This window comes from Aestuariivirga sp. (assembly GCF_046093005.1).
Classification (GTDB): domain Bacteria; phylum Pseudomonadota; class Alphaproteobacteria; order Rhizobiales; family Aestuariivirgaceae; genus Aestuariivirga.
In genome coordinates this window covers 1-25,270 of the sequence record NZ_JBJTER010000193.1, presented here as the reverse complement: position 1 = coordinate 25,270, position 25,270 = coordinate 1, and the positions used below count along the sequence as shown (strand labels likewise).

The following is a 25,270-nucleotide window of genomic DNA, read 5'->3' as shown; positions in this document are numbered from 1 at the left end:
CCCTTTATGGCGGCAACCCCACGCCCGGCGCGCCGAACCCGATGCAGCCGGTGGCCATTCTCGAAGCCCGCATCCTGCAGGTCAAAACCATCACGCCTGGCGAAACCGTCGGCTATGGCGGCAGCTGGCAGGCGCAGCGTGAGACCCGCGTGGCCATCCTCGGGGCGGGCTACCGGGATGGCGTGCCGCGCGCGCTGTCTTCCCGGCTGCCCGGCGGCGGCCCCGCGCAGGTGGCGGTGGCGGGCCGGCGCTGCCCGGTGATCGGCCGCGTGTCCATGGATGTGATGGCCATCGACGTCACCGATCTGCCGGTTGAAAGCGCTGCGGTTGGCGGGCGCGCCGAACTCTTCGGCCGCCACATCACCATCGACGAGGCCGCGGCCTGGGCCGGCACCATCTCCTATGAATTGCTCACCAGGCTGGGCAGCCGCTATGCAAGGCTCTATACCGGACAGGAATCGGATACCAACACTTGAACATTCTCGCCCATATCGGCCGCGCCTCGCTGGCGCTCCTCGAAGAAATTGGGCGGGTGACGCTGTTCCTCAAAGACGCGCTGTGGCAGGGGCTGACGCCGCGCTATTTCCTGCGCCAGATCCTCGAGCAGATCATGCGGATCGGCTATTTCTCGCTTCCCGTGGTGGGGCTCACGGCGTTTTTCACCGGCGGCGCGCTGGCCCTGCAGATCTATCTGGGCTCGTCGCGCTTTAACGCCGAAAGCCTGGTGGCCTCGATCGTGGCGCTGGGCATCACCCGCGAGCTGGGCCCGGTGCTGGCCGGCCTCATGGTGGCGGGCCGGGTGGGTGCCGCCATTGCCGCCGAGCTCGGCACCATGCGGGTGACCGAGCAGATCGACGCGCTGGTCACACTCGCCACCAACCCGTTCAAATATCTCGTTGGCCCGCGCATCATCGCGGCGGTCGTCACGCTGCCGCTGCTGGTCGGCATCGCCGACACCATCGGCATTCTCGGCGGCTATTTCGTCGGCACCCGCTCGCTGGGCTTCAACGGCTATGCCTATATCCGCAACACGGCGGATTTCCTGGAGCTGGGCGACGTCACCTCGGGGCTGATCAAGGCCGCCGTGTTCGGCTTCATCATCGCGGTCATGGGCTGCTACCACGGCTTCACCTCGAAGGGCGGCGCGCAGGGCGTGGGCCGCGCCACCACCAATGCGGTCGTCTCCTCGGCGATCCTGATCCTCGCCGCCAATTTCGCGCTCACCTCGCTGCTGTTCAAGGACTGAGGGCGATGGCGGAGGGCTATATCGTTCTCGACAATGTGCACAAAAGCTTCGGGCCAAAGCATGTGCTGAACGGCGTCAACCTGTCGGTGCCCAAGGGCCATTCGCTGGTGGTGATCGGCGGGTCTGGCACCGGAAAATCGGTGATGCTGAAGTGCATCCTCGGCATTCTGCGGCCTGATTCCGGCGCCATTCGCGTGGCGGGCGAGAATGTGCTGGGCCTCGCCGGCAAGGCGCGGGACGCTTATCTCTCGCGCTTCGGCATGCTGTTCCAGGGCGGCGCGTTGTTTGACTCCCTGAGCGTGTGGGAGAATGTCGCCTTCGGCCTGGTGCAGGGCCGCGCCATGGCGCGGTCCCGGGCGCGCGACATCGCCATGGAAAAGCTGCGCCAGGTGGGGCTCGGCCCGGAAGTGGCCAGCCTCTATCCCGCGGAGCTTTCGGGCGGCATGCAGAAGCGCGTGGGGCTGGCCCGGGCGATTGCCGCCGACCCAGAGATCATCTTCTTCGACGAGCCCACCACCGGCCTCGACCCGATCATGGCGGATGTCATCAATAATCTGATCGTCGACTGCGTGAAGCGGCTGGGCGCCACCACCATCTCGATCACCCATGACATGGCGTCCGCCCGCAAGATCGCCGACGACATTGCAATGATCTACAAGGGCCAGATCATCTGGCAGGGACCGGCCAAGACCATCGGTGAGAGCGGCAACGCCTATGTCGACCAGTTCATCCACGGCCGCGCCGAAGGCCCGATCACCATGGACGTGCTGAGGCCGTGACCACAGGAGTTCAAACATGACCGCCGCCGATATTCTGATCACCAATGCCCGCGTCCTCACCATGGACCCCGCCCGGCCGCGCGCCGATGCAATCGCCATTGCCGGCAACCGCATCATTCGCGTGGGCAGCGACGCCGATCTGGCAAGCCTCAAGGCCAGGCACACGCGGGTGATCGACGCCGGCATGAAGACGGTCATTCCCGGCATCATCGAAGGCCATGTGCATCTGTTCGGCGGCGCGGTGGAACTCGACACCCTGATGCTGAACGGCGTCTACGGCTTCGAAGCCATCGCCAAGGCGGTGGCCGCCTACCGCGCCGGGAGACCCCATGACAAGGTGCTGCTCGCCACCGGCATCGCGCATGAGGCGCTGGGCGAGCCCATCACCCGCCAGATCCTTGACCGCATGGTGCCGGATATCCCCTTCATCGTCGGCTGCTTCGATCATCACACCATGTGGGCCAACACCCGCGCGCTGGAGGCCGCCGGCATCATGCGCGGCCGCGATCTGCCGGTTGGCAATGAGATCGTGCTCGATGCGGGCGGCATCGCCACCGGCGAATTGCGCGAGCCCGCCGCCTATATGCCGGTGCAGGCGCTGACGCCCACCGGCGGGCGCGAATGGCTGGGCATGACGACGGGCGAAAGCCCAAGCCCGCCGGCCACCGCCGCCCAGCGCGAGCTCGACATGAGCTACTTCAAGCAGGGCATAAGGCATGCCGCCTCGCTCGGCATCACCTCCATGCACAACATGGACGGCAACTGGTATCAGCTCGAACTGCTGCAAACCCTGCTCGACCGCGGCGAACTCGCTGCCCGCATCGAAATCCCCTATCATCACAAGAACACCTTCGAGATCGCCCGCGTCGAGGAAGCCGCCGAGATGCGCGCCAGGTACCAGGGCGACATGCTGCATTGCGACCGGGTGAAGATCTTCATCGACGGCGTCCTTGAAACCTATACCGCGCTGATGCTGGAAGGCTATCCCGACCAGCCCGCCAACATGGGCGCGCCGCTGTTCACGGCGGCGGACTTCAACGAGATCGTGCGCCGCGCGGACAAGCTGCGCCTGCAAATTTCAACGCACGCCATCGGCGATGGCGGCGTGCGCCGCACGCTCGATGGCTATGAGGCGGCGATCAGGGCCAATGGCCGCCGCGACTCCCGCCACCGCATCGAGCACATCGAGATGATCGACCCCGCCGATATTCCGCGGCTCAGGGAGCTTGGCGTCATCGCCTCGCTGCAGCCCATCGCGGGCGTGGGCGTGCCCGGCAATCCGCCGGAGCCCATCCTGTCCCGCGTTGGCGACAAGCTGCCCCATGCCTATGCCTGGCAGACGCTGCGCGACACGGGCGCGGTGATCGCCTTCTCGTCGGACTGGCCGGTGGCGCCGCTCAATCCGTTCCTCGGCATGCAGGCGGCGATGACCGCGGTGCCGGTATGCGCGGACTGCCCGCCGCAGGCGCAGAGCCTGATGGACACCCTCAATGGCTTCACGGCGGCCGGCGCCCATATGGAATTCAGGGAAGACCGCAAAGGCACGCTGAAGGAAGGCTATCTCGCCGATGTGGCAGTGCTGGACACCGACATCGAAGCAGCCGCCAAGGATCAGATCGCGGCGATCCGCCCTCAAGTGACGATCTGCGACGGCCGCGTCACCTTCGAAGCGTAAGAAGACAAGGTCTCAATCATAGATTGCTGAATACGCAATGCACACGGCCTTCGGGAACTGAATCCGGGCCGTTGGGAGTGGCGGCGCAGTCAAACAAGGTCAGCAATCCTGACCCTAAAAGTGATTTCCCATGACGTAAACAGCCTTTAACGTCAACTTTCGGCAACACCGGTTAGCGACACGCGAAACTGCCGGATGCCGAGGGTTCCATTGCCCCGGAGCCCTTGTTCATGTGCCGTTGAGACTGCCCAAGCAAGCGCCTCGCGCTTCCATAGTCCACGGAGCATGAGAAAAGGTCCCGGAGGAACCCCACCCCTCCGGGACCTGTATTTTTGGCCCTTTGCGTTCCATGAATGTTCCGCTAAACGGGGGGCATGGCTAAGACTTCCCAATTCGTTTGCCAGAACTGCGGCTCAACCTCGTCGAAATGGTCAGGCCGCTGCGATGGCTGCGGCGCCTGGAACACCATGGTCGAGGAGCAGGCCTCGGCGCCGCTATCGGGCGCCAAGGGCGCCAGCCTGCCCAAGGGCCGCGCCACAAGGCTGGTGGGCCTCCGCGGCGAGAGCCCTGCCCCGCCGCGCATCGTCACCGGCATCACCGAGCTGGACCGGGTGGCGGGCGGCGGCTTCGTTCCCGGTTCCGGCGTGCTGATCGGCGGCGACCCTGGCATCGGCAAATCGACGCTCCTGCTGCAGGCGCTGGCGGCACTGGCGCGGAAAGGCGAACGCGTGGTCTATATCTCCGGCGAGGAAGCCATCGCCCAGGTGCGGCTGCGCGCCCAGCGGCTGGGGCTTGACGATGCGCCGGTGCTGCTCGCCACCGAAACCAACGTGTCCGACATTCTGGCAACCCTCGCCGAGGACAGGCCGCCGGCCGTCGCGGTGATCGACTCGATCCAGACCCTGTGGTCTCCGGCCATCGAGGCCGCGCCCGGCACGGTGTCACAGCTCAAGGCAGGGTCGGAAGCGCTGATCCGTTTCGCCAAGCAGAAGGGCGCCGCCATCCTGCTGGTCGGCCATGTCACCAAGGATGGGCAGATCGCCGGTCCCAAGGTGGTCGAGCATATGGTGGACGCGGTCCTCTATTTCGAGGGCGACCGCGGGCACCAGTTCCGCATCCTGCGCGCCGTCAAGAACCGCTTCGGCCCCACCGACGAAATCGGCGTGTTCGAAATGTCGGATGGCGGCCTCGCCGAGGTCAGCAATCCGTCGCGGCTGTTCATGGGCTCGGGCGAGCATCCCGCGCCAGGCACCGCCGTGTTCGCCGGCATGGAAGGCACGAGGCCGCTGCTGATCGAGGTGCAGGCGCTGGTATCGCCCTCGCCGCTCGGCACGCCGCGGCGCACGACCGTGGGCTGGGATTCGAACCGTCTCGCCATGATCCTCGCCGTGCTCGAGGCGCGGGCGGGCGTCCAGATCGGGCAGAATGACGTCTATCTGAACGTGGCCGGCGGCCTCAAGGTGCGCGAGCCCGCCGCCGATCTCGCGGTGGCGGCGGCCCTGCTCTCCTCGCTCACCGGCACGGTCATCCCACCCGGCACGGCGGTATTCGGCGAAATCGCTTTGTCCGGCGCCATCCGGCCCGTGGGCCAGACGGAGGCCCGGCTGAAGGAGGCCCAGAAACTGGGGCTCAAGGAAGCCGTCATTGCCGCCGGGCAGGACCAGCCGGGCGTCAGGGGCTTGAGGATCAAGGCCATGGAAAGCATCATGGACCTCGTCGCCTGGTCAGCCGCGCAAGAACGTGGACAGCGGCGAATCGCCTAGTCCCGCGCCTAAAACCTTTCTATAAGGACGCTGGGCGCACCCCTCAGGAGAAACGATGTCGCTGACGCTTCTCGATTTCATTCTTCTTGCCATCATGCTCATTTCTGGGCTTCTCGCCCTGATGCGCGGCTTCACCCGCGAGGTGCTGTCACTGGCCGCCTGGGGCGCTGCCGCGGTGGCGGCCTATTTCGCCATCAAGCAGCCGGGCCTTGTCGAATTCGCCAGGACAAATGTTCCCTATCTCGACAAGGACATCCTCGCCCAGATCGGGGTCGGTGCTGCCGCCTTCCTGGTGGTGCTGATCGTCGTGTCGGTGATCAGCGTCAAGATTTCCGACTTCGTGGTCGATTCGGCAGCGGGCTCCTTTGACCGCACGCTGGGCTTCATCTTCGGCGTGGCGCGCGGTTTCATTTTCGCGGCCATCGCCTATCTCTTCTACGGCTGGCTTCTGCCAGCCGACAAGCAGGATGCCTGGGTGCGCAACGCCTACAGCCTGCCGATGATCAAGTCGGCCGGTGAATGGCTGCTCACCTTCATGCCGCCGGACATCGCGGATACGCTCAACAACACGGCACTCCTCAAGAACCAGGACGCGGCGCCGCCCGGCCAGCCCGCAGCGGGAGAGCCGCCGGAGAGCGGCTACAAGAGCAATGACAACCAGGGGCTCGAGAACCTGATCCAGGGCACCGGCGGCGCCGAACAGCCGCCCGCCGGGACCCAGGGGACCGGCCAATGACCGGCGATTTCGACCGCGAACTGAACGCTGACCGCCTGCGCGAGGAATGTGGGGTGTTCGGCATTTACGGCCACCCGGACGCCGCGGCGCTCACCGCACTTGGCCTTCACGCGCTGCAACACCGCGGCCAGGAGGCCGCCGGCATCGTCTCCTTCGATGGCGAGCGTTTCCAGACCGAGCGCCGCCAGGGCCTGGTGGGCGATCACTTTTCATCCGCCAAGGTCATTGACCGGCTCAAGGGTAATTCGGCGCTGGGCCATGTGCGCTATTCGACGACCGGCGAAACCATCCTGCGCAACGTGCAGCCGCTGTTCGCGGAGCTGGCCGCCGGCGGCTTCGCGGTGGCCCACAACGGCAATCTCACCAACGGCCTCACGCTGCGCCGCGAGCTGATCAGCCAGGGCGCCATCTGCCAGTCGACCTCCGATACCGAGGTGATCCTGCATCTGGTGGCGCGTTCGCCCAAGGCCCGCATGGTGGAGCGCTACATCGATGCGCTGCGCGCGCTCGAAGGCGCTTATGCGCTGGTGGCGCTCACCAACAAGAAGCTGATCGGCGCGCGCGACCCCCATGGCATCCGCCCGCTGATCCTGGGCGAGATCAATGGCGCCTATATCCTGTGCTCGGAGACCTGCGCGCTCGATATCATCGGGGCGCGCTTCATCCGCGAGATCGAAAACGGCGAGGTGGTGGTGATCTCGGATGACGGCATTGAAAGCCTGAGGCCGTTCCCCCGCCAGCCAGCCCGGCCCTGCATCTTCGAATACATCTATTTCTCACGGCCGGACTCGATGCTTGGCGGCCGCTCGATCTACGAGGTGCGCAAGGCGATGGGCCGCGAACTGGCGCGCGAATCCGCCCTCGCGGCTGACGTCGTGGTGCCCATTCCCGATTCCGGCGTGCCCGCCGCGCTTGGCTTCGCGCAGGAAACCGGCATTCCCTTCGAGCTCGGCATCATCCGCAACCACTAGGTGGGCCGCACCTTCATCGAACCCACCCAGACCATCCGCTCGCTCGGCGTCAAGCTGAAGCACAACGCCAACCGCGCCGCCGTGCAGGACAAGCGCGTGGTGCTGATCGACGATTCGATCGTGCGGGGCACCACCTCGGTCAAGATCGTGCGCATGATGTATGAGGCGGGCGCGCGCGAGGTGCACATGCGCATATCGAGCCCGCCGATCAAGTTTCCGGACTATTACGGCATTGATACCCCGGAGCGCAAAGCCCTGCTCGCCGCCACCCATTCGCTGGAGGAGATGCGAAGCTATATCGGCGTTTCCTCGCTCGGCTTCCTCTCGGTCGACGGCATCTACCGCGCCATGGGCTTTCCAGGCCGTGACAGCGCCCGGCCGCAATTCACCGATCACTGCTTCACCGGTGATTACCCGACCAACCTTACCGATCTCGCCGGCGAAACCGGCAAGCAGCAGCTGTCGCTGCTGGCGGAGGCAGGCTGAGCATCATGACGAAAAGGCTCGAGGGGCGCGTCGCCCTGGTCACCGGCGCCTCGCGCGGGCTTGGCGCATCGGCGGCGGTGGCGCTTGCCCGGGAGGGCGCCCACATCATCGCCACGGCGCGCACCGAGGGCGGCCTCACCGAACTCGATGACGCGATCAAGGCGGTGGGGGGAACGGCCACGCTGGTGCCGCTCGACATCCGCGACTACGAGGCGCTTGACCGGCTGGGGGCGGCGATCTTCGAACGCTGGAAGAAGCTCGACATTCTGGTGGGCAACGCCGGTGTGCTTGGAAAGCTCACGCCGCTCGCGCATGTCGACCAGAAGATGTGGGACGAGGTGATGGCGGTCAATGTCACCGCCAATTACCGGCTGATCCGCTCGCTCGACGTGCTGTTGCGCCAGTCGGATGCCGGGCGCGCCGTGTTCGTCACCTCGGGGCTCGCCTATCGCTGCTGGGCCTATTGGGGGCCCTATTCGATTTCCAAGGCGGCGCTCGAGGCCATGGTCAAGACCTATGCCGCCGAGAACGCCACCACCGCCTTGCGCGTCAATTGCTTCAGCCCTGGCCCCACCCGCACGGCGCTGCGCGCCAAGGCGATGCCGGGCGAGGACGCCATGGCGCTGCCGCACCCCGATGAGGTGGCGGCCCAGATCGTGCCCATGTGCCTTGCCACGTTCACCGACAATGGCGGCGTCTGGAAATATGACGCCAAGGGCCTGTTCAAACAGTTCTGACCATGAGGAGCCCCCGATGAGCGACGCTAGCGTGATCGCCGCCTTCGCCGCCGCCCGCAAGTCGCAATCGCCGCTGAGCCATCTCCCGGAGGATGTGGCCCCTGATCTTGACCGCGCCTTCCGGCTGCAGTGCGGGGTAACCCGCGAACTGGGCTGGACGCAGGCCGGCTGGAAGATCGGCTGCACCTCGGAGCGCGCCCAAAAGGCGCTCAACGCAACGGGGCCATTCCCCGGCACCATGTTCACCAACCGCATCTACCGTTCGGGCGATGTCTTTCCCACCACGGCCGGGAACAAACGCGTGGTGGAGCCGGAAGTGAGCTTCACCATGGCGCGGGGCCTGCCGCCGCGCGGCAAGCCCTACAGCGTGGACGAGGTCATGGCGGCGGTCGCCCACGCGGCCGTGGCGATCGAAGTGGTCAACCCGCGCACGCCCCGGGGCTTTGGCGATGCGGTGCCGTGGTTCATTGTCGATGGCGGCCTCAACGAGGGCATCGTGCTGGGCCAGGCGGTGAAGCCGCTGACCCGCGCGCAATACTCAGGTCTCAAGGGCCGGGTGCTGTGGAATGGCCGCGAGATGCAGGGCGGTACGGGCGCCAATGCGCTGGGCGGCGGCGACCTGGCGCTCACCTGGCTCGCCAACCACCTGAACGGCCACGGGCTGGGGCTCGCCGAGGGCGAGATCATCACCACCGGGGTGATCACCGAATTCTTCTCAGCGGGACTGGGCGATCACATCGAGGTGGAGTTCGAGCATCTGGGCAAGGTCACCGTCAGCTTCTGATCTGACGGCGGCTCAGTGCCCCGGCATCTGGTTGAGGAAGGGAATGTCCTCGAAGCCGATCCACTTGTAGCTGGCCTGGGCCCAGATCAGCGCGAAGACCGCGCAGGCCAGCAGCGTGGTGGCGATGATCTTGCGCCACAGCATTGGCGCAACCGGCGCGCCCTGCTCGTTTCCGGGTTCAACGGCCTCCCCGGCTTCTGCCGCGTTCTTGACGCCGAAGGGCAGCACGATGAACAGGCACACCCACCACACGATGAAGTAGATGGCGATCCCGCTTGCCCAGCTCATGCCTGTTCGAGCTCAACCAGCGTGCCGCAGAAATCCTTGGGGTGCAGGAACAGCACGGGCTTGCCATGCGCGCCGGTCTTGGGGTTTCCGTCGCCCAGCACGCGGGCGCCCTGCGCCTTGAGCCGGTCACGGGCTTCGAGAATATCCGCCACCTCGTAACAGACGTGATGAATGCCGCCCGCCGGATTCTTTTCGAGGAACGCCTTGATCGGCGACGCATCGCCAAGCGGCTCCAGCAATTCGATCTTGGTGTTGGGAAGCTCCACGAACACCACCGTCACGCCATGCGCGGGCTCCGCCTGCGGCGCGGAAACCCGGGCCCCCAGCATGGCGCGGTACACCTCCGCCCCCCTGGCGAGATCGGGAACGGCAATCGCCACATGGTTCAGTCGTCCAAGCATCGGAAATTCTCCTGAACCGGGGACATAGGGCCGGGCGGCCCGCCACTCAATGCGGCTTTTCGGCCAAGGCGCGGATGATCCAGTCCTGCTGTTCCGGAAAGCGCACGCCGCGTGGCTCGAACAGGTGGCGTTCGAGGAAATAGGACGCCAGCCGCAAGCCTTCGATCACGTCAGAGGGCGGGGCGTCGGCCTGCTCGCGCAGGAAGGCGGGCAGGCGGAACAGCCGGTCGCGGTAGGGCATGCCCGCCTCGGCCGACACCGCCTTGCCGCTCTTCGGCGAAACGAAGGCGAGGTTGTCGCGCCGGCCGGTGGCCGCGCAGGCCGAAAGATCGAGCCCGAAACCCAGCTCCTCCAGCAGCCCCAGTTCCCAGCGCACCAGCAGCGCCGGCCAGACGCCGTCATCCTCGACGGCGTCCAGCACCACGCGCATGGCGTCATAGATGCGTGGATGCGGCTCGCGCTCGGGCAGCAGCTGGGCGAGGCCGGTGATGGTCGCCAGGCCAGCCAGGCGGAACGGTTCTTCCATGATCGCGCCAGCGCGGAGCAGCAAGGGTTCCAGCACAAAGGTGCCGAGCTGCTCCTCGAGGCGGGCGCGCCACACCGCATGCACCGTATTGCCGGCCTGCAGCACCGGGCGTTGCGTCTTGGAGCGGCCGCCACGCACCAGCCCCAGCGCCCGGCCGTGCCGCGCGGTGAGGATTTCGGCAATGGCGCTCGTCTCGCCATGGCGGCGGACCGAGAGGATCACGCCTTCGTCGCGCCATTCCATGGCTCAGACGTCAAGCCCCATGGCGCGCAGCCGCTCGGTATCCTCCGCCCAGCCCTCGCGCACCTTCACAAACAGGAACAGATGCACCTTGCGGCCGAACTCCCGTTCCATGTCGGCGCGCGCCAGCTGGCCGATCAGCTTCACCGTCTGCCCGCCCTTGCCCAGCACGATGGCCTTCTGGCTGTCACGCTCGACGAAAATCGCCTGATGGATTTTCACCGAGCCGTCGGGGCGCTCCTCCCAGCTCTCGGTCTCCACGGTCGAGGCATAGGGAAGCTCGTCATGCAGCCGGTCATAGATCTTCTCGCGGGTCATTTCCGCCGCCATGAAGCGGAGCTGCAGGTCCGCAACCTGGTCTTCCGGGTAAAGCCACGGCCCTTCCGGCATGCGGCGCGCGATGGCCTTGCGGAGATCATCCGTGCCAGCACCGGAGAGCGCGCTCACCATGAAGGTCTCGGAGAACGGGTAGGCGGCGTTGAATGCGGCGGCCACCTCGAGGAGCTGCTCCCGCTTCATCACATCGATCTTGTTGATGACCAGCATGGCATCCTTGCGGGCGGCGGCCAGCCCTTCGATCAACGCCTTCGCCTCCTCGGTGAGGCCCGGGCGGCCATCGATGAGCAGCACGGCAGCATCGGCGTCACCCGCACCGCTCCAGGCGTTCTCGACCATCGCGCGGTCCAGCTTGCGCTTGGGCTTGAAGATGCCCGGCGTATCGACCAGCACGATCTGCGTGTTGCCCTCCAAGGCGATGGCGCGGATGCGGGCGCGCGTGGTCTGCACCTTGTGGCTGACGATCGACACCTTGGAGCCGGCCAGCTGGTTGACGAGCGTCGACTTGCCGGCATTGGGCGCGCCGATAATGGCGCAGAAGCCGCAGCGCGTGGGTTCGGAAGAGAGCGCCATCACCTGATCCCCTCGCGTGACAGAAAAGCCTCGGCCGCCGCCATCTCGGCGGCGCGCTTGCTCTTGGCGGCGCCTTGCGCGGGCGCCATGCCCTGAACCTGCACCGCGACGGCGAACACCGGTTCATGTTCCGGCCCCTCGCGGCTCACCACGGTATAGGACGGAATTGCCATGGCCCTCGCCAGCGCCCATTCCTGCAGAAACGTCTTGGGGTCCTTGACCCCCACCAGGGGCTGGCGGAGCAGTTCCTTCCAGCACCGCAAGACAAAGCCCCGCGCCTGCTCCAGCCCGCCGTCGAGGTAGATGGCGGCGATCAGCGCCTCCATCGCGTCGCCGAGGACGCCGCGGTTAAGATGCATGCCCTTGCTGCGCTCATCGGCGCCGATGACCACCAGCTCCGATAACCCGATCGTATCGCCCGCCGTGGCGCAGGCCTCGCCGCGCACCAGCGCCGAAAGACGCGCCGTCAACTCGCCCTCGCTATGGCCGGGATCGGCGGCATAAAGCTGCTCGGCGATGACCAGTCCCAGCACCCGGTCACCGAGGAATTCCAGCCTCTGGTAATTGCGCTTCGGCCTGGGGCTGCTGCGGTGGGTCAGCGCCTCGGTCAGCAGCGCGCGGTTAGCGAAACGGTAGCCGATTTTTTCGGCGATGGCCTCGTGCTGGGCGGCGGTGAAACGGGTCAAGGCCGGACTAGATCAGCATGAAGAAGCGGTTCCAGCGGATGTCGAACGGCCACTGCCAGACTTCGAACAGGCTGGAGTCCGGCGAAATCGAGAAGAAGATGATGTCGGCGCGGCCAACGAAATTCTCGATCGGCACGAAGCCCACCCGCGGGTAGCGCGAATCCTGCGAATTGTCGCGGTTGTCGCCCATCATGAAATAGTGCCCCGGCGGCACCACATATTCCTGGGTGTTGTCAGCCTCGCCCAAGGGTTCCGTGTCCAGCACCCGGTAGCTGACGCCATTGGGCAGCGTCTCCATGAACTGCGGCACCGGCGCCCGCAGCCCGGACTCGGCCGGATCGGAGTAGTCCTCGATCCGCTCCTTCTTCACCGCCTCGCCGTTGATGTAGAGAACGCCCTCCCGCATCTGGATACGATCGCCGGGAAGCCCGATCACCCGCTTGATATAGTCGATGCTGGTATCGCTCGGCAGCTTGAACACCGCCACATCGCCGCGCTTCGGCTCAGCCGGGAAGAAGATACGGCCATCGAAGCCAAACGGGCAGCAACTGACGATCTGATTTCCGAACAGACCGAGCGAGAAATTGAACGAATAGCGCCCATAGCCATAGGACAGCTTGGAGACAAACAGATAGTCCCCCACCTTCAGCGTCGGATACATCGACGCCGAAGGAATGTTGAAGGGCTGGTAGAGAAAGGTCCTGACGAAAAAGGCGATGAGCAGCGCCTGGATGATGACCTTGACCGTCTCCCACAGGCCGTCCTCGGATTTGCGCCGGGTATCCTGAGCCGCCGCCATCATATGGTCTTTCTTGCGCATTTGTCGTTTCATCGCAGCGCTTTGAACGCGCCAGCCCCGGCATATAGACCGGGGCAACGGGGGATGCAACGCAACCCGCCGCAAGCTGCGTCACTGTGGCCGATAAGTTACAGTTTGCCGGGATTTAGGCCCGCACCGCCTCGATCATGACGAAGGCATGGGCATAGGGGAAATCGTCGGTGATGGTCAGGTGGATGCGGGCGGCATGGCCGGCCGGCAGCAGTTCTTCGAGGCGGATCAACGCCCCGCCGGTCAGCACCATGGTGGGCTTGCCCGAGGGCTCGTTCACCACCCCCATGTCGCGCCAGAACACCCCCGCCCGGAAGCCGGTGCCGAGCGCCTTGGAACAGGCCTCCTTGGCGGCGAAACGCTTGGCGTAGGAGGCGGCGCGGGCCGCCCGGCGCTCCGATTTCCGCACCTCCATTTCGGTGAAAATCCGTTCGATGAAGCGCCCGCCGAAGCGCTCCAGCGTGGCCTCGATGCGCCGGATGTCGATCACATCATTGCCGATGCCGATGATCATCTGAGGCCGCGGCTCCCGGGCTTGACGGCGGCAATGGCGGCAAGCTCCGGCGGCAGCCGGTCCGCCGCATAGGTGGGAATGTCGAGCCGGGCCAGCGCGGCGAGCGGCACCCCGATGTCCGCCTTGCCGCCGGAACGGTCGATCAGGCAGGCGGCCGCCACGGTGACCCCGCCTTCCCCGGCAATCCCGGCGATGCATTCGCGCGAGGAGAGTCCGGTCGTCACGATGTCTTCCACCATCAGCACGCGGGCGCCCCCGGGGATGGTGAAGCCGCGGCGCAGCGTCAGGCTGCCGTCGACCCGCTCGAAAAAGACCGCCGGAACGCCCAGCTGCCGGGCCATCTCATAGCCGACGATCACACCCCCCATGGCGGGCGAGGCGACGAGATCGATGGGCGCCGCGATCATGGCCCTCACCTGGCCCGCCAGCGCCGCGCAGAGCCGCGCCGCGCGGGCGGGGTCCATCAGCACCCGGGCGCATTGCAAATAGCGGCTGGAGTGCAGCCCCGATGACAGGATGAAATGCCCTTCCAGCAGCGCGCCCGCGGCGCGGAATTCATCCAGAACCTCGTCTCCCGTCATGCCCCTACCCCGTCTTGCGGCTCACATCGCTCACCGATGTCTTGCCGCGCAAGCTGTCCATGATGCCGTTCAGATGCTTGAGGTCGGTCACCTCCAGCGTGATGTCGAGATCGAAAAAGTCCCGCGCGCCCTCGCGCGCCACCATCTGCAGCGCGTCGATGTTGCCGCCCAGGTCGCTGATCGCCTGGGTCACCTGCGCCAGCGCCCCCACCTCGTTGAGGATCGTCACCTTGATCCGCGCCGGGAAGCGCTGGTCCTCCGAGCCGGTGTCCCAGGCGAGGTCCACCCAGCGTTCCGGCTGGTTGTCGAACTGCTCGAGCGCCTTGGCGAAGATCGGATAGATTGTGATGCCCTCCCCCGGCACCAGAATGCCGACGATACGCTCACCCGGCACCGCCCCCGTTTCGGGAGAAATCTTCAGCGCCGTGGTGCGGGCCACGCCGCGCACCGGCACTGAAAGGTCAAGGTCCGCCTTGCGCGCCGGGCCCGGGCGGCGCAACTCCTTCATCTTGCTGTCGTCGATGGCCACCCCCATGGCCTTCATCAGGTCGATGGCCGAGAGTTCGCCACGCCCGATGGCGGCCAGCGCGTCGTCCCGGTTGCGGTGGCCGAGCCGTGGCAGCGCCGCCGCCACCTCTTTCTCCACATAGGTCTTGCCGAGCTTGGCCAGCATCTTTTCCACGATCTCGCGGCCCAGCCCCGCGAATTGCTTGCGCGCCGCCGCCCGGTTGGCCCGGCGGATGGCGGCGCGGGCCTTGCCGGTCACGGCGAGGCCCTCCCAGGCGGCGGGCGGCGACTGCGCCTCGGAGCGGATGATCTCCACCTCGTCACCGTTGCGCAGCACGGTGACCAGCGGCGCGTGGTTGCCGTTGATCTTGGCGCCGACACAGCTGTCGCCCACCGAGGTGTGGACGGCATAGGCGAAATCGATCGGGGTGGCGCCCTTGGGAAGCGCGATCAACTTGCCTTTGGGCGTGAAGCAGAACACCTGGTCATGGAACAGTTCGAGCTTGGTGTGTTCCAGGAACTCGCGCGGCGATTCACCTTCCTGCAACATCTCAACAAGATGCCGCAACCAGCGATAGGCATTGGATTCCGCGGCCGGCGCCCTGAAGCCGTCCAGCGCCTCCTTGGCGTCCGGGGCATCCTTGTAGATGTTGTGGGCGGCCACCCCGCGCTCGGCGATTTCATGCATCAGCCGGGTGCGGATCTGCATCTCGACGCGCATGTGATGGGGCCCGATCACCGTGGTGTGGATGGAGCGGTAATCATTCTGCTTGGGCGTCGAGATATAGTCCTTGAAGCGCCCCGGCACCGCCCGGTAGGTGCGGTGGATGATGCCCAGCGCCCGGTAGCACTGGTCCACCGTGCCGACGATCACCCGGAAGCCGAAAATGTCGGAAAGCTGGCCGAGCGAGAGCAGCTTGCGCTCCATCTTGCGGAAGATCGAATAAGGCCGTTTCTCGCGGCCATGGACCTCGGCCTTGATGCCGTTTTCGACCAGTTTCTGGGTCAGCTCCTGCTCGATCGATTTCAGGATCCCGCCGCTCTCGGCATGGAGCTTCGTCAGCCGGTCGAGGATGATCTGATAGGCCTGGGGGTTGAGCACCTTGAAGGCGATGTCTTCCAGCTCGTCCCGCACCGCCTGCATGCCCATGCGCCCGGCCAGCGGGGCATAGATATCCATGGTCTCCTGGGCGATGCGCAGCCGCTTCTCGGGCTTCACGAAGTTGAGGGTGCGCATGTTGTGCAACCGGTCAGCGAGCTTGACCAGCAGCACCCGCACATCGCGTGACATCGCCAGCAACAATTTGCGCAGGTTTTCGGCTTGCGCGGCTTCCTTTGTGACAAGATCCAGCTTGGCGATCTTGGTCAGGCCATCGACCAGCCCGGCGATCTCCTGGCCAAATTTTTCCTCGATTTCCTGGTGGGTTGCTTCCGTATCCTCAACCGTATCGTGAAGCAGGGCCGCGGCGATGGTGGCCGAGTCCAGCTTCATCTCGGTCAGAATGGCAGCCACTTCAAGGGGATGGTTGAAATACGCCTCGCCCGAGGCGCGCTTCTGGTTGCCATGCGCCTTCATGGCATAGACATAGGCCCGGTTCAGCAGGTCCTCGTCGGCATCGGGGTCGTAGCGGGTGACCCGCTCGACCAACTCGTACTGGCGCATCATGGCGGCAGTCTACGACAAAAAAGGCCGGACTCCAGTGGGTCCGGCCATGAAACTTTGATGGCGCAGGCCCGCTCAGTAGCCGTTGCGCTGGCTTCCCGGGCTTTCGGCGGGCGGCATGCCCTCGAGGCCACGCAGCAGATCTTCCTCGGTCATCCGCTCCATGTCCGGCTGGTCATCGTCGCCGGCGTCGTTGACGATCGTCATGTCGCCGGACTGCTGGATCAGCGGCACTTCGGTGGCCTCCGGCTCATCGACCTCGACATGCTTCTGCATGGAGTGGATGTATTCCTCGCGCAGATCTTCCGGAACGAGGGTCTCATCAGCGATCTCGCGCAGCGCCACCACCGGGTTCTTGTCATTGTCCCGCTCGATGGTGATCGGCGCGCCCTGCGAAATGCTGCGGGCGCGATGGGCGGCCAGCAGCACCAGCTCAAAGCGGTTGGGAAGCTTGTCGATGCAGTCTTCTACGGTGACGCGCGCCATGGGGCCCGTACACTCCTCGTTGTTCTGGTTGAAGCCGCGGCTCTTAGGGGCATTTCAAGGCAAAATCAAGCCCATGGCATCGGGCGCGAAAACTGATGCCGATCCGGCCAACACGGCTAGGCCACAGATCGCGTTATGCAGTATAGGCTGGTTGCAATACGCCGGAATCTCTTCGTGTCCTCATACCACTCGGCCAGAGAACGCTACGCCGTGTCGCGGGCGCGGGCCATCGCCGCAACCACCGCGGCGCTGGTTCCCGCGTTTGGCGTTGCCTTTCGCCTTACGGGCTGGAGCAGGACCGTTCAGGCGGCTTATCGCGCGCAATGGCATTCTCCGGAATTTGACTGGGAAGAGATTTACCGCCGATTTGGCGATCCCGACCGTCTTGATCTCGCGATATGGGCTGGAGAAAGGCTTTGCGGCCTCGGCCTTGCCACAACAACGCCCGCTGCACTGAACCTTCTGTTCCTGGAAGGAGACTCCCGGCCGGATTGTCCGCTCAGAGGACTGCGTATTCCGATCTTCCTCGATGTCGCCGCAAACTACGCCCAGGACCGCGGCAAGACTGAACTGAGGGTTTGGCCACTCACCGATAACCTTGCTGAGCTATACCGTGACGCATATGGGTTTTCGCTTGTCACCACCGGGCCAGGCGGGCCATATTGGGTCAGAAGGATACGATGATGAACGTCCTTGTCAGCCGTTTTACAACATGGGTTTCGTCCTGCTTGAGCCTGGCTGGGGTTCCCAGGCAACAGGCAGGTTCCGGCGACCCGGCATCTCCTGCGATGACCGGCCTGTGGCGCGATCTGACGCCTGAGCAAAAGGCAAAAGCGCTGGCCTATAGGGGAAACGAAAACCACGGCGATCCGCGCTTCGCCAGCAAGGGTTAGCCGCTCAAGTCTAAGGCTGCGGCTCCTTCAGAAGCTCCAGGAGCTTGCCGCGCACGCGCTCCGGGTCGACGCCCTGCTTCAGCATCTCCTTGGTCTTCAGAAGCTGCATGCTCTCTTCCATCATTTCGCCCGGGTTGAAGGTCGGCGGGAAGGAGCGCGGCGGGAAATCCCGGAAACTGGCGATGAAGTCCAACACGTCCGCGGTCACCCCATACATGCTGCCGACATGGTTGAGATGCCAGTCCCAATAGGTGTTGGAGGTGATATCGGCGCGCTCATAGGGGTCCTGGAACAGGTTGAAGAGCTTGGCCATGCGCAGCCTGGTGAAAGGCTCGGCCCACACCGCCATGGTGCCCAGCATGCGCTGCTCGGCGAACACATATTTGTAGTCGCCCTGGCGGAGCGCCACCAGCAGCCCGTCATCGTTTGAATAGAAGAACTTGTTGCGGGCGCTTTTCACGCCGTTGTTGTTGGCCGCCGTGCCGGACACCGCGGTGAGAAAAGCCGACTGGTCATAGCCGTCGAGATGAACCTTGTAGGTCCGGCCACTGGCCTGATAGCCCACGAGCAGCTTGTTGACGATGTCCGGCTCGCCGGCGATCGCCATCAGCGTCGGGATCCAGTCATTATGGCTCATCAGCTCGTTGGTGACGGTTCCGGGCTTGATGTGGCCCGGCCAGCGCACCAGGGCCGGCACCCGGAAGGCGCCTTCCCAGTTGGTGTCCTTCTCGGAGCGGAACGGCGTCATCGCGCCGTCTGGCCAGCTGTTCATATGCGGGCCGTTGTCGGTGGTATAGACGACCACCGTGTTGCCGGCGATGCCCATGTCATCGAGCGCCTTGAGCAGGCGTCCCACCGTGCCGTCATGCTCGATCATGCCGTCGAGGTATTCGCTGTCGCCGTGGGTGTAGCGCCCGCGGTGCTCGGGCCGCACATGGGTGCGCAGATGCATGCGGGTGGAATTGTACCACACGAAGAACGGCTTTCCGGCCGCATGCTGCCGCTGCATGTAATCGATCGCGGCCGCCGATGTCTCGTCGTCGATGGTCTACATGCGCTTGCGGGTCAGCGCCCCGGTATCGACGATGATCTGCTTGCCGATCTTGCCGAAGCGCGGGTCAACCGTCGGGTCGTCCACATCGGTCGCGGTGGTCTTCAGCACGCCGCGCGGCCCGAATTTCTTGCGGTATTCCGGGTCTTTCGGATAGTCCGGCAGTTCCGGCTCCTCCTCGGCGTTGAGGTGATAGAGATTGCCGAAGAACTCATCGAAGCCGTTCACCGTGGGCAGCGTCTCGTTGCGGTCGCCAACATGGTTCTTGCCGAACTGGCCGGTCGCATAGCCCATGCTCTTCAGCAGTCCGCCCACCGAAGGGTCTTCCTGGTTCATGCCCATGGGCGCCCCGGGAAAGCCCACCTTGCTGAGCCCGGTGCGGATCACATGCTGGCCGGTGAGAAAGGCGGAGCGCCCCGCCGTGCAGCTCTGCTCGCCGTAATAGTGGAGGAAACGCAGGCCCTCATGGCGATGCGGTCGATGTTGGGCGTCTCATAGCCCATCACGCCGTCGCTGTAGGCGCTGACATTGGCAAGGCCGATGTCATCGCCGAAAATCACCAGGATGTTGGGCTTGTTCTCCGCCGCCCTGGCTTGCTGGGGCGCCAAGGCCGCCACCGCGGCCAGCGCCGCAACCACCCCCGCCCGCCAAACGCCAATGCCCGCTGCGTATCCCATAGGCCTCTCCCGCGTGATCACGATCAGCCTTTACTGACCGCAATCCACGGGCTCCCGCATTGACGCCGATCAAAAACCGGCGGTCCTGCGTCAGCGCCCCAGCCAGAGCGCCGCGAGGCCCAGAAAGGCGAAGAACCCCACCACATCGGTCACGGTGGTGACGAAGGTGCCTGATGCGATGGCCGGGTCGATGTCGAAGCGGTCCAGCGCCAGCGGCACCAATATGCCGGCCAGCGCCGCGGCCAGCAGGTTGATGACCATGGCCGCGCCGATGATCAGCCCCAGGGGCTCCGAACCGAACCACAGCCAGGCAAACACCCCGATGAGGAGCGCGAACAGCACGCCGTTGATCAGGCCCACCGCGCATTCGCGCAGCGAGAAGCGCAGCGCATTGACGGGCGAGAGCGTGCGGGTGGCCAGCGCCCGCACCGCCACCGTCATGGTCTGGGTTCCGGCATTGCCGCCCATCGAGGCGACGATCGGCATCAGAATGGCGAGCGCCACCATCTGGTCGATGGTGGCCCCGAACAGCGAAATCACCCAGGAGGCCAGAACGGCGGTCAGCAGGTTCACGAACAGCCAGGCAAAGCGCGAGCGCGAAGTGGCGGCCACCGTATTGCCGATCGCCTCCTCAACGCCAACACCGCCGAGATGGAGCAGCTGGCCCGCCGCCTCCTCCTGGATCACGTCGACGATGTCGTCGGCCATCAGCGTGCCGATCAGCCGGCCACTGTCGTCGGTCACCGCGGCGGAGACGAGGTTGTATTTGTCGAAGCGGTAGGCCACGTCGGCCTGGTCGTCGCTGGCTTTGAACACCGTCTGCTCGGTATCCATGATCGCCGCCACCGTCTTGTCGCCCGGCTGGCGGAGGAGCCGCGCCAGCGGCACCGTGCCCACCAGATGAAAACCGGGATCGACGGCATAGACCTCGATGAACTGCTCCGGCAGATGCCGGCCGGTGCGGATGTAATCATTGGCCTCCGCCACCGTCCAGGAATCCGGCACCGCCACGAATTCGGTCTTCATCAGGCGGCCGGCGGTATTCTCGGGGAAGTCCAGCGCCCGGGTGAGCGCCACCCGGTCTTCCTTGGACACTTTGGCGAGGATTTCGCGCTGGTCGTCGCGCTCGAGGTCCTCGATCAGGTAGAGCGCATCATCGGTATCGAGCTTCTTCACCGCCGAGGCGATGATGTCGTTGGGCAACGCCTCCATCAGCGCGTCGCGCACGCCCTCGTCGAGCTCCGCCAGCGCCTCGGCGTCAAACGACCGCCCCAGCGCCGCGATCAGCCGCACCCGGTCCGGCTGGTCCAGCGCCTCGATCACGTCGGCGAGGTCCGCCGCATGCAGATCGCGGGTCAGCTGGCGCAGCGCCTTATGGTTGCCGCCATCCAGCGCCTCCGCCACGCGCGCGAGATAGGCGGGTTCGATCACCCCCCATTCATCGCGCAGCGGCTGGTCTTCGAGTTCGCTCATGGCGATTTCTCAATCCTATTCGGGGGGCCGAGGCAAGGTGAAAGCGGAAAAGGGAGCAGATCAGCACACCGGGGCCTTGCACAACATGGTTGATTCAACTGCCGCTGCGGCCCCTAATGCGGGTTCTCGAATCGGGGTCGGATGATGATCGGCGGTCAATTGTTTACCCGCGGCTTTCTTCAGGAGGGCATCAGGGACCATGACGCATGGCGACGCTCCGGCGAAGCCGGTGTGGCCGAATGGCGCGAAGATCTCACCCGGCTGGTGAGCGCGCTTGCCGCGCAGCGGGCTCCCAACGAAGCGCAGACCGAAGACCGCCTGATCTATCCCGTTCTGGAAAGCCTCGGGTGGGACCACCGGGATGTCCAGACCAATGCGTCGGTCAAGGGCCGCGAGGATGTGCCGGATGCCCTGCTGTTTTCCGGACCGGAAACGCTCTCTCTGGCGGCGGGCCTCGAACCGTGGCGGCGGTTTCAGCATGGGCTCTGCATCGTCGAAGCCAAGCGCTGGGGCAGGCTCCTCGACCGGGAAACTAAAGGCCAGAAGGGAGAGGAAGGCACACCCTCATCGCAGATGCTGCGCTATCTGCGCCGCGTCGAGGAGCGCACGCAGGGAAAGCTGCGGTGGGGCATTCTCACCAATGGGCGGCTGTGGCGGCTCTACCATCACACCGGCACCGGCACATCGGAAAACTATCTGGAGATTGACCTCGGCAAGGCGCTGAACGCACCGGGCTGCGAGCCCGATCTTCTGGACAGGCCGCCCGATGGCTTCACCGAAAGCAGCTGGCGCGATCATGTGCTGCGCCTGTTCCGGGTTCTGTTCGGCCGCCATTCATTTCTGCCGGAAGCGGCGGGCGAGAGTTTCCACCAGCTCGCACTGCGGGAGGGCAAGCGCTGGGAGGCGAAGGTTGCCAAGACGCTTTCGGAGAAGGTCTTCGGCGAAGTCTTTCCCGCGCTCGCCGATGCGCTGGCAAAGTCTGGCCCGCCGCGTCAGATGCCGCTGTCGGCGGCGGACCTTGATGACATCAGGCAGGGCGCGCTGATCCTGCTGTATCGCCTGCTGTTCGTACTCTATGCGGAAGACCGCAACTTGCTGCCCGACGAGCATGGGCCATATGCCGAGTTCTGCCTCACCCGCATCCGCATGGAGGTTGCCCGCCGCCACGAGGCCGGAACGCCTTATCCCAAGGGCGTGAACCTGATCTGGCCCCGCCTGAAGACCATCTTCCGCGCCATTGCCGAGGGCAATGACGATCTCGGCATTCCGCCCTACAATGGCGGCCTGTTCGAGGCAAGCGCCGCCCCCATTCTCGAAACGGTGGATTTGCCCGACGCCGCTCTCGCCAGGGCCTTGTTCGCCTTGAGTCATGAGCCGGACACCGGCCAAGGCGCGCGCTACATCAATTATCGCGATCTTTCGGTTCAACAGCTGGGCAGCGTCTATGAGCGCTTGCTGGAGTATAAACTCACGGCGGATGGGCTGGACATCAAGGTGGGCCTCAGCCCGTTCGGACGCAAATCTTCGGGCAGCTACTATACGCCTGACGAACTCGTGCAGCTGATCATCGGGCGCACGGTGGGCCCGCTTGCCGATGAAGCGGAAGCCGCCTTCCGCAACAAGGCGGAAAGCGGCAAGGCGCACCCGCGCGAACTTGCCGCCCTTGACCCCGCCGAGGCCATCCTGCGCCTCAAGGTTTGCGATCCGGCCATGGGCTCGGGCCACTTCCTTGTCACGCTGGTGGACTGGATGACAGACCGCGTGCTCGAGGCCATGGCCTCAGCCGAGCTGACAGCGCCCGGCTATGTGTCGCCGGTTGCCGCGCGGATCGAGACGGTCCGCGGCCGCATCGAAAAGCTGGCGAAAGACCACAACTGGCCCATCGTCGAAGCTCACCTGGACAACAAGGCCGTGGTCCGCCGCATGGTGCTGAAACGCTGCATCTATGGCGTCGACTTGAACCCCATGGCGGTCGAACTGGCCAAAGTGGCGCTCTGGCTTCACTCCTTCACCGTCGGCGCGCCCTTGTCCTTCCTCGATCATCACCTGATCTGCGGCAACGCGCTGTTCGGCGAGCGCGTCCGTCCGGTGATGGACTGGGCCTTCGGCGGCAACCTGCTCATCAACGACATGGTGCAGAAGGCGCGCGGCGCGGCGCGCGGTATGGAGCAGGTGGAGCAATTGACCGACGCCGACGTGGCGGAAGTCCGGAATTCGAAATCGCTGTTCGGCGATGTGCAGGCCGCCACGGAGGACCTCCGGGCCTTCATGGACCTCGTGCACGGCCTGCGCTGGGCGGGAGGCGACAAGACCCGCACTCGCGCCATCGCCCGGCTTCAGAAAGGCGATTTCGGCAATCCGCTCGCCCTGCTGACAGGGCGAATATCGCCGCCGGAGGTGTCCGCCAGCCAGCGGAAACTGCTTGATGGCCCGCAAACCGGCCTCAGCGCCATTGACAGGAAAAGCCTTCGTGACGCCGAAGACCTGGCGGTTCTGCCCGCCATCCTGCACGATGTCCGCGCGGCCATCGCGCGCGAGCGATTCCTGCATTGGGAGGTGGCCTTCCCCGGCGTCTGGAGCGATTGGGACAGCGCCGAACCTTCGGGCGGTTTCGACGCGGTGATCGGCAACCCGCCGTGGGACCGGATGAAGTTTCAGGAAGTGGAATGGTTCGCGGAACGCCGTCCGGACATCGCAATGGCCACGCGCGCGGCGGACCGCAAGCGCATGGTTGCGCAACTTGTCAAGACAACAGAGCCGATCGTTGCCGACTATCATGCGGCGGTGGCCCGGGCGGAGGGCTCCGCAAAGGTGGCGCGGGACTGCGGAGCCTATCCACTGCTCTCCAGCGGCGACATTAATCTCTACTCACTATTCGTCGAGCGATCACACATGCTAGTAAAGAAGTCTGGCATGTTAGGTCTGCTTGTACCAATCGGCATTGGAACAGACGCCAACAGCGCGGGGTACATCGCGGATATAGTCGACAAACGGCAACTGAAGTCATTCATTTCCTTCGAGAACAGACGGCGATGGCTGTTTGATGATGTTCACGCCGAAGATCAACCTACAGTCCTCATAGTCTCCAATTCCAGCCGCAGATCTCCTCATTTCGAATACGCTGTAAAACTTCACGCAATTCCAAATGAGGAACATAATCCGATCATTGTCCTAAGCGCCCAGACACTGCACGCAGTCAACCCAAACACTCGTACAATGCCAATTTTCCGCAGTGGTGAAGATAGTAGAATTATTACGGATGTATACAAAAATACTCCTATTTTTGTTAGACGACTCGGAAAACGAGAAGAGTGTGATTGGCCGACATACTACCTCAGTATGTTCCACCTCACAAATAGCAGTTCACTCTTTAGGAATCGTGACGAGGTAGAGAACCGCGAGGGCGGCTGGCCTATTGGACAACAGAGATTCAATTCGCCAAGTGGTATCTGGCTCCCACTCTACGAAGGAAAGAGCATCCAAATCTATAATCATCGTTATGCTTCGGTTGTAACGCCAAAGGGTTCCCTGAGCGGACAAGGGCAGTCCGTCCATTCCACACCAAGTGAGTTAGCCTCGCCAGACTTCTACCCATCGCCACGTTATTGGGTGAACGCAAAAGAAGTGGACACAGTGAGACTGGGCTACGCCATAGGCTTCAACGATGTTTGCAATACAAACAATGCACGCTCAGTGATAGCCGCTATCATCCCAAGAGTAGCCGCCGGAAACAGTTTGCCAATCCTGGACGGTTTGGAGGCAGATCAATGCGCGCTACTCTTGGCCAACCTCAATTCTATTCCGTGCGATTACATTGCGAGGAGCAAGATTCAGAGTAGGCACCTCAACAAGTATATTCTTGAGCAACTTCCAATTATTCCACCTGCTCTCTACACTCGGAAATTCGGTGACAAGACTTCGGCCGAGATTGTGAGAGAGCATGTTCTGGTCCTATCGTATACGGCCCGTGATCTGTCGCCTTTCGCCCGCGATATGGGCTACATCGACCCGGCGACTGGCGAGGCGAGGCCGCCCTTTGTGTTCGATGCCGCCGACCGGCTCCGCCGCCGCGCCAGGCTCGATGCCACGTATTTCATGCTCTATTTCCCGAGCGTGACGCCGGCGGACGTGGCCACCCTGCGCGATACGGCCAGCTACATCTATTCAACCTTCCCCATCGTGGAGCGCGAGGAGATGGCGGCCCATGGCCGTTACCTCAGCCGCGACTTGTGGCCTGCTGCCGGTTCCGTGGACATGCACTTAAGCTAACCCCGCCTTCCTCTCGAACTCAATGGGGCTGATGTACCCGAGCGTGGAATGCCGGCGCTTGGGGTTGTAGAAGCACTCAATGTAATCGAACACATCGGCC

The 25,270-nt window shown here is 64.5% G+C and carries 23 protein-coding genes and 2 pseudogenes; 12 read left to right on the top strand and 13 right to left on the bottom strand.

The annotated features are described in order from the left end of the window. The 9 genes and pseudogenes from ACKOED_RS16225 to ACKOED_RS16185 all read left to right on the top strand — a co-directional run. Positions 1-476, top strand: a 476-nt coding sequence (locus ACKOED_RS16225) for an alanine racemase (RefSeq protein WP_408917668.1), incomplete at its 5' end; no start/stop codon positions are given. Further along, entirely contained in the window at positions 473-1,246 is a 774-nt protein-coding gene (locus ACKOED_RS16220; RefSeq protein ID WP_408917667.1) for an MlaE family ABC transporter permease, read from the top strand. The genes ACKOED_RS16225 and ACKOED_RS16220, both read left to right, overlap by 4 nt. Positions 1,247-1,251: 5 nt before the next feature. Then, entirely contained in the window at positions 1,252-2,025 is a 774-nt protein-coding gene (locus ACKOED_RS16215) for an ABC transporter ATP-binding protein (RefSeq protein ID WP_408917666.1), read from the top strand. Between the two features lie 16 nt (positions 2,026-2,041). Continuing rightward, positions 2,042-3,700: an amidohydrolase gene (locus ACKOED_RS16210; protein WP_408917665.1), complete on the top strand. Its 1,659-nt coding sequence runs from the start codon at positions 2,042-2,044 to the stop codon at positions 3,698-3,700. 374 nt (positions 3,701-4,074) lie between these two features. Further along, positions 4,075-5,463 (top strand): DNA repair protein RadA, encoded by a 1,389-nt coding sequence (radA, locus tag ACKOED_RS16205; RefSeq protein WP_408917664.1) that lies wholly within the window; start codon positions 4,075-4,077, stop codon positions 5,461-5,463. A 55-nt stretch (positions 5,464-5,518) separates the two neighbouring features. Beyond that, positions 5,519-6,199: a CvpA family protein gene (locus tag ACKOED_RS16200; RefSeq protein ID WP_408917663.1), complete on the top strand. Its 681-nt coding sequence runs from the start codon at positions 5,519-5,521 to the stop codon at positions 6,197-6,199. Further along, a pseudogene (gene purF / locus ACKOED_RS16195) lies at positions 6,196-7,656 on the top strand (amidophosphoribosyltransferase). Before ACKOED_RS16200 ends, purF begins: the two are co-directional and overlap by 4 nt. Before the next feature lie 5 nt (positions 7,657-7,661). Continuing rightward, on the top strand, positions 7,662-8,393 hold the full coding sequence (locus ACKOED_RS16190; RefSeq protein WP_408917662.1) for an SDR family NAD(P)-dependent oxidoreductase: 732 nt from the start codon (positions 7,662-7,664) through the stop codon (positions 8,391-8,393). A 16-nt stretch (positions 8,394-8,409) separates the two neighbouring features. After that, entirely contained in the window at positions 8,410-9,177 is a 768-nt protein-coding gene (locus ACKOED_RS16185; protein WP_408917661.1) for a 2-keto-4-pentenoate hydratase, read from the top strand. Positions 9,178-9,189: 12 nt separating this feature from the next. Here ACKOED_RS16185 and ACKOED_RS16180 read toward each other — a convergent pair whose 3' ends face one another. From ACKOED_RS16180 to rpoZ, 10 genes are all read right to left on the bottom strand, one after another. Then, positions 9,190-9,465, bottom strand: coding sequence for a DUF1467 family protein (locus ACKOED_RS16180; protein WP_408917660.1), 276 nt, complete (start codon positions 9,463-9,465; stop codon positions 9,190-9,192). Further along, entirely contained in the window at positions 9,462-9,866 is a 405-nt protein-coding gene (gene mce / locus ACKOED_RS16175) for a methylmalonyl-CoA epimerase (protein WP_408917659.1), read from the bottom strand. The genes ACKOED_RS16180 and mce overlap by 4 nt, the downstream gene beginning before the upstream one ends. 46 nt (positions 9,867-9,912) lie before the next feature. Beyond that, a complete protein-coding gene (gene recO / locus ACKOED_RS16170) occupies positions 9,913-10,635 on the bottom strand; it encodes a DNA repair protein RecO (RefSeq protein WP_408917658.1) in 723 nt (240 codons plus the stop codon). Positions 10,636-10,638: 3 nt separating this feature from the next. Then, the gene (gene era, locus ACKOED_RS16165) at positions 10,639-11,541 is read right to left on the bottom strand and encodes a GTPase Era (protein ID WP_408917657.1); all 903 of its coding nucleotides are present in this window, start codon (positions 11,539-11,541) and stop codon (positions 10,639-10,641) included. Further along, positions 11,541-12,227 (bottom strand): ribonuclease III, encoded by a 687-nt coding sequence (gene rnc, locus ACKOED_RS16160; RefSeq protein ID WP_408917656.1) that lies wholly within the window; start codon positions 12,225-12,227, stop codon positions 11,541-11,543. Before rnc ends, era begins: the two co-directional genes overlap by 1 nt. Before the next feature lie 7 nt (positions 12,228-12,234). Then, entirely contained in the window at positions 12,235-13,026 is a 792-nt protein-coding gene (gene lepB, locus ACKOED_RS16155) for a signal peptidase I (protein ID WP_408917669.1), read from the bottom strand. A 145-nt stretch (positions 13,027-13,171) separates the two neighbouring features. Next, entirely contained in the window at positions 13,172-13,570 is a 399-nt protein-coding gene (gene acpS, locus ACKOED_RS16150; RefSeq protein ID WP_408917655.1) for a holo-ACP synthase, read from the bottom strand. Continuing rightward, the gene (pyrE, locus tag ACKOED_RS16145; RefSeq protein ID WP_408917654.1) at positions 13,567-14,151 is read right to left on the bottom strand and encodes an orotate phosphoribosyltransferase; all 585 of its coding nucleotides are present in this window, start codon (positions 14,149-14,151) and stop codon (positions 13,567-13,569) included. The genes acpS and pyrE overlap by 4 nt, the downstream gene beginning before the upstream one ends. A gap of 4 nt (positions 14,152-14,155) precedes the next feature. Next, entirely contained in the window at positions 14,156-16,324 is a 2,169-nt protein-coding gene (locus tag ACKOED_RS16140) for a RelA/SpoT family protein (RefSeq protein WP_408917653.1), read from the bottom strand. Positions 16,325-16,396: 72 nt separating this feature from the next. Continuing rightward, positions 16,397-16,807 (bottom strand): DNA-directed RNA polymerase subunit omega, encoded by a 411-nt coding sequence (gene rpoZ / locus ACKOED_RS16135; RefSeq protein ID WP_408917652.1) that lies wholly within the window; start codon positions 16,805-16,807, stop codon positions 16,397-16,399. 174 nt (positions 16,808-16,981) lie between these two features. On the opposite strand from rpoZ, the gene ACKOED_RS16130 reads away from it, so the two are divergent. Then, positions 16,982-17,491: a hypothetical protein gene (locus ACKOED_RS16130; RefSeq protein WP_408917651.1), complete on the top strand. Its 510-nt coding sequence runs from the start codon at positions 16,982-16,984 to the stop codon at positions 17,489-17,491. Continuing rightward, positions 17,488-17,700 carry a hypothetical protein gene (locus tag ACKOED_RS16125; protein ID WP_408917650.1) on the top strand — a complete coding sequence of 71 codons (213 nt, stop codon included), beginning with the start codon at positions 17,488-17,490 and terminating at the stop codon, positions 17,698-17,700. Before ACKOED_RS16130 ends, ACKOED_RS16125 begins: the two co-directional genes overlap by 4 nt. 10 nt (positions 17,701-17,710) lie before the next feature. On the opposite strand, the pseudogene ACKOED_RS16120 reads toward ACKOED_RS16125, so the two are convergent. Further along, positions 17,711-19,428 (bottom strand): annotated as a pseudogene (locus tag ACKOED_RS16120) (arylsulfatase). A 90-nt stretch (positions 19,429-19,518) separates the two neighbouring features. Next, on the bottom strand, positions 19,519-20,901 hold the full coding sequence (gene mgtE / locus ACKOED_RS16115) for a magnesium transporter (RefSeq protein WP_408917649.1): 1,383 nt from the start codon (positions 20,899-20,901) through the stop codon (positions 19,519-19,521). Between the two features lie 141 nt (positions 20,902-21,042). Here mgtE and ACKOED_RS16110 point away from each other — a divergent pair, with 141 nt between their 5' ends. Then, entirely contained in the window at positions 21,043-25,170 is a 4,128-nt protein-coding gene (locus ACKOED_RS16110; protein ID WP_408917648.1) for an Eco57I restriction-modification methylase domain-containing protein, read from the top strand. Here the strand turns inward: ACKOED_RS16110 and ACKOED_RS16105 are convergent. Beyond that, positions 25,162-25,270 (bottom strand): IS3 family transposase (locus ACKOED_RS16105; protein ID WP_408915809.1); only part of this gene is annotated, 109 nt, incomplete at its 5' end. The genes ACKOED_RS16110 and ACKOED_RS16105 overlap by 9 nt on opposite strands.